2 protein-coding genes are annotated in these 3,497 nt (G+C 67.2%); one reads left to right on the forward strand and one right to left on the reverse strand.

Going from position 1 to position 3,497, the window contains the following annotated elements:
- Positions 1-118: 118 nt before the first annotated feature.
- A complete protein-coding gene (gene cycA / locus ACFX4F_RS19020; RefSeq protein ID WP_205406440.1) occupies positions 119-1,492 on the reverse strand; it encodes a D-serine/D-alanine/glycine transporter in 1,374 nt (457 codons plus the stop codon).
- A 228-nt stretch (positions 1,493-1,720) separates the two neighbouring features.
- Here cycA and ACFX4F_RS19025 point away from each other — a divergent pair, with 228 nt between their 5' ends.
- A complete protein-coding gene (locus tag ACFX4F_RS19025; protein ID WP_380657826.1) occupies positions 1,721-3,343 on the forward strand; it encodes an EAL domain-containing protein in 1,623 nt (540 codons plus the stop codon).
- Positions 3,344-3,497: the final 154 nt, after the last annotated feature.

The following is a 3,497-nucleotide window of genomic DNA, read 5'->3' on the forward strand; positions in this document are numbered from 1 at the left end:
CCCCCACCCCGCCTTCGACAGATTCCCGCGATCTGCCGGAATGGCATGGCCTGCTCTTGGTGGGTGTCGACCTTGGTCGACACATGGATCCATGCCATGCGTGGATGGGTCTTCCTGATTACCGCGCCATCTTCCGCCGCAGCCAGTAGCCCGCGCCCAGCAGCACGAACCATGCAGGGCTGGCCACCAGCGCCTGGCGGGTGTCGGCCTGCAGGCTCAGCAGGACCAGCACGGCGGCGAAGAACAGCAGGCAGGCCCAGCACATCGCCACGCCACCGGGCATCTTGAAGATCGAGGCCGCGTGGCGCTCCGGGTAGCGACGGCGGTAGACCATGTAGGCCACCAGGATCAGCGACCAGACGAAGATGAACAACACCGTCGCCAGGGTCGTCACCAGGGTGAAGGCGGTCACCAGGTTGGGGATCAGGTAGATCAGCAGGGTGCCGCCCAGCAGGCATAGGCAGGAGAACAGCAGGCCCCGTGCCGGCACGGCTGCGCGCGAGAGCTTGGACAGGCCGCGCGGTGCATGGCCTTCCTCGGCCAGGCCGAACAGCATGCGGCTGGTGGAGAAGATGCCGCTGTTGGCCGACGACGTGGCCGAGGTCAGCACCACGAAGTTGATCAAGCTGGCGGCGGCGGGAATGCCGGCCAGCACGAACAGCTGCACGAACGGGCTCTTGTCCGGCACCACCTGGCGCCACGGGGTGACGGCCATGATCGCGATCAGCGCCAGCACGTAGAAGATGATGATGCGCACCGGGATCGAGTTGATCGCCTTCGGCAGGTTGCGCTCCGGGTCGGCGGTTTCTGCAGCGGTGGTACCCACCAGTTCGATGCCGACGAAGGCGAACACCGCGATCTGGAAGCCGGCGAAGAAACCGACCAGGCCCATCGGGAACATGCCGCCGTCATTCCACAGGTTCGACAGCGCTGCGGTATGCCCGCTCGGCGAGGTGAAGCCCCACGCCACCAGCCCGGCACCGGTGATGATCAGCGCGCAGATCGCCACGATCTTGATCAGCGCGAACCAGAATTCCATTTCGCCGAACAGCTTCACCGTCACCAGGTTCAGTGCCAGCAACAGCAGCACGCAGGCCAACGCGGGTATCCATGCGTCCAGCCCGGGGAACCAGAACTGCGCATAGGCGGCGATGGCGATCACATCGGCGATGGCGGTGACGATCCAGCAGAACCAGTACGTCCACCCACAGAAGAACCCGGCCCACGGCCCGAGCAGATCGGTGGAGAAGTCGATGAAGGATTTGTACTGCAGGTTGGACAGCAGCAGCTCGCCCATCGCCCGCATCACGAAGAACAGCATCGCGCCGATGATCAGGTAGACGAACACGATGGACGGGCCAGCCAGGCTGATGGTCTTGCCCGAGCCCATGAACAGGCCGGTACCGATGGCACCGCCGATGGCGATCAGTTGCAGGTGGCGGTTGGACAGGCTGCGGCGCAGGTGCTCGGGGGGCGTGGCGGGCTCGGTCATGGGCGCGGAAGGAGGCGGGCGAAGCATTCGACGGTAGTCCTCCGGCTGCCACAACGCCAGCGCCGGACGGCCCAGGGCCGTCAGCAAGTGTCACTTTCACCACAATGTGACCCATTACCGCATTTGTCCCATTCCGCCCAGCCCGGCGCCGTGTTCATATACCGCCATCGCCCAAGGACCGGCCCCGCCCATGTGCCCAGCCCTGCACACCTCTCTGGAGCCCCGGTCATGAGCCGACTGCGGGTCATCATCGGCGGTACCGTACTGGCCGTGCTGGCCGCTGCAGTGCCGATCGCGGTCATGGTCTATGCCACCTGGGACCGCGCCGTCAGCGTCGAGCAACAGCGACTGCATGCCATCGCCGATCGCACCCTGCGCCGTACCGAAGTGTCCTACCACGAGGCCCTGGCGGCATTGAAGTCCGCAGAGGCCACGGTGCTGCCGGCCTGCGGGGCCGAACACATCCAGCGCATGCAGACGCTGGTGATGACCACCCCGTCATCCGACCAGATGGGCTACTTCGAGGGGGGCAAGCTGCGCTGCACGTCCTGGGGCCCATTCCAGCGGGATGTGGACCAGCCCACGCCGGACCACGTCACCAGCGATGGCGCCGGCATCACCGTCGATGTGCGCCCCGAGGCGGCCGGCCGGCGGCCGATGCTGTCCATCATGTACGGCTCCTACGACGTGCTGGTCGACCCTCGGCGCTTCGTCGACGTCATCGTCGATCCGGACGTGCGGCTGGCCCTGGCAAGCCCGGATGGGCGGCTGCTGACCCAGCAGGACGGCATGGACCCGACCCTGTTGCAGAAGCTGCTGCGCGAACCCGGCGAGGGGCTGGACCGCGACACGCTGTACGCCAGCGCGCGCAGCGGGGAATGGCTGGCGATCGCCACGGCACCGCGCACCGCGCTGGCCGCTACCTTCCGGCAGCAGGCGTGGTTGTTCGTGCCCTTGGGACTGCTGATGGCCGCCGCCGGTGCCGGCCTGGTGATCTGGCTGTCGCGGCGACGGCTGTCGATGCGCGGCGAACTGGGCATCGCCATCCGCCGCCGCGAACTCTACCTGCACTACCAGCCGATCATCGAACTGGACACCGGCATCTGCGTCGGCGCCGAGGCGCTGGTGCGCTGGCAGCGGCCCGACGGCACGCAGGTACGTCCGGACCTGTTCATTCCCCTGGCCGAGGAGGCCGGGATGATTGCCGCCATCACCGACCTGGTGATCGAGAACGTGGTTGCCGACATGCGTGAACTGCTGGCCGAGGATCGCAGCGCACACATCGCGATCAATCTGGCGGCCGAGGACATCAGCAGCGGGCGGGCGCTGAAGGTGATCTCGCAGCGCATGGCCGGCAGCGGCATCCTGCCGCAGCAGATCTGGCTGGAGGCCACCGAACATGGCTTCCTCGATATCGACCGTGCGCGCACCATGCTAGCGGCGGCGCGACGCGCGGGCCACAGCGTGGCCATCGATGATTTCGGCGTCGGCTATTCCAGCCTGCAGTACCTGCAGCAGCTGCCGTTGGATGCGTTGAAGATCGACAAGTCCTTCGTCGATGCGATCGGCACCGAGAGCGCGACCAGCCCGGTCACCCCGCACATCATCGGCATGGCCCGCGAGCTGGGCCTGTGGCTGGTGGCCGAAGGCGTGGAAACCGAGGCGCAGCTGGCCTACCTGCACAGCCAGCACGTGCAGTTCGGCCAAGGCTGGCTGTTCTCGCGGCCGTTGCCGCGCGATGAGTTCATCGCTTTCCATCGCAAGCGCCAGCAGCAGTACGGCGCGGCGCGGGAGCACATGCAGAATCCGCGTAGCGTGCCGTTCGAGCGTGAGCAGGCGGGGGAGGAGTAGTCGGCGAACGGCGCGGCCCCTCGTGGTGGGTCGCGGAGAGCGGTTCGTGGGTTGGTCGGGCGGGGTGGATACGCGGGGGACGCCGTGAATCCGTCCATGGAGGCTTGGCCGCGGCATCCATGCCGCGGACACCCCCGCGTACCCACCCCGCCCG

The sequence above is a fragment of the Stenotrophomonas sp. YIM B13575 genome, from assembly GCF_042787595.1.
GTDB classification, from domain to species: domain Bacteria; phylum Pseudomonadota; class Gammaproteobacteria; order Xanthomonadales; family Xanthomonadaceae; genus Stenotrophomonas; species Stenotrophomonas lactitubi_B.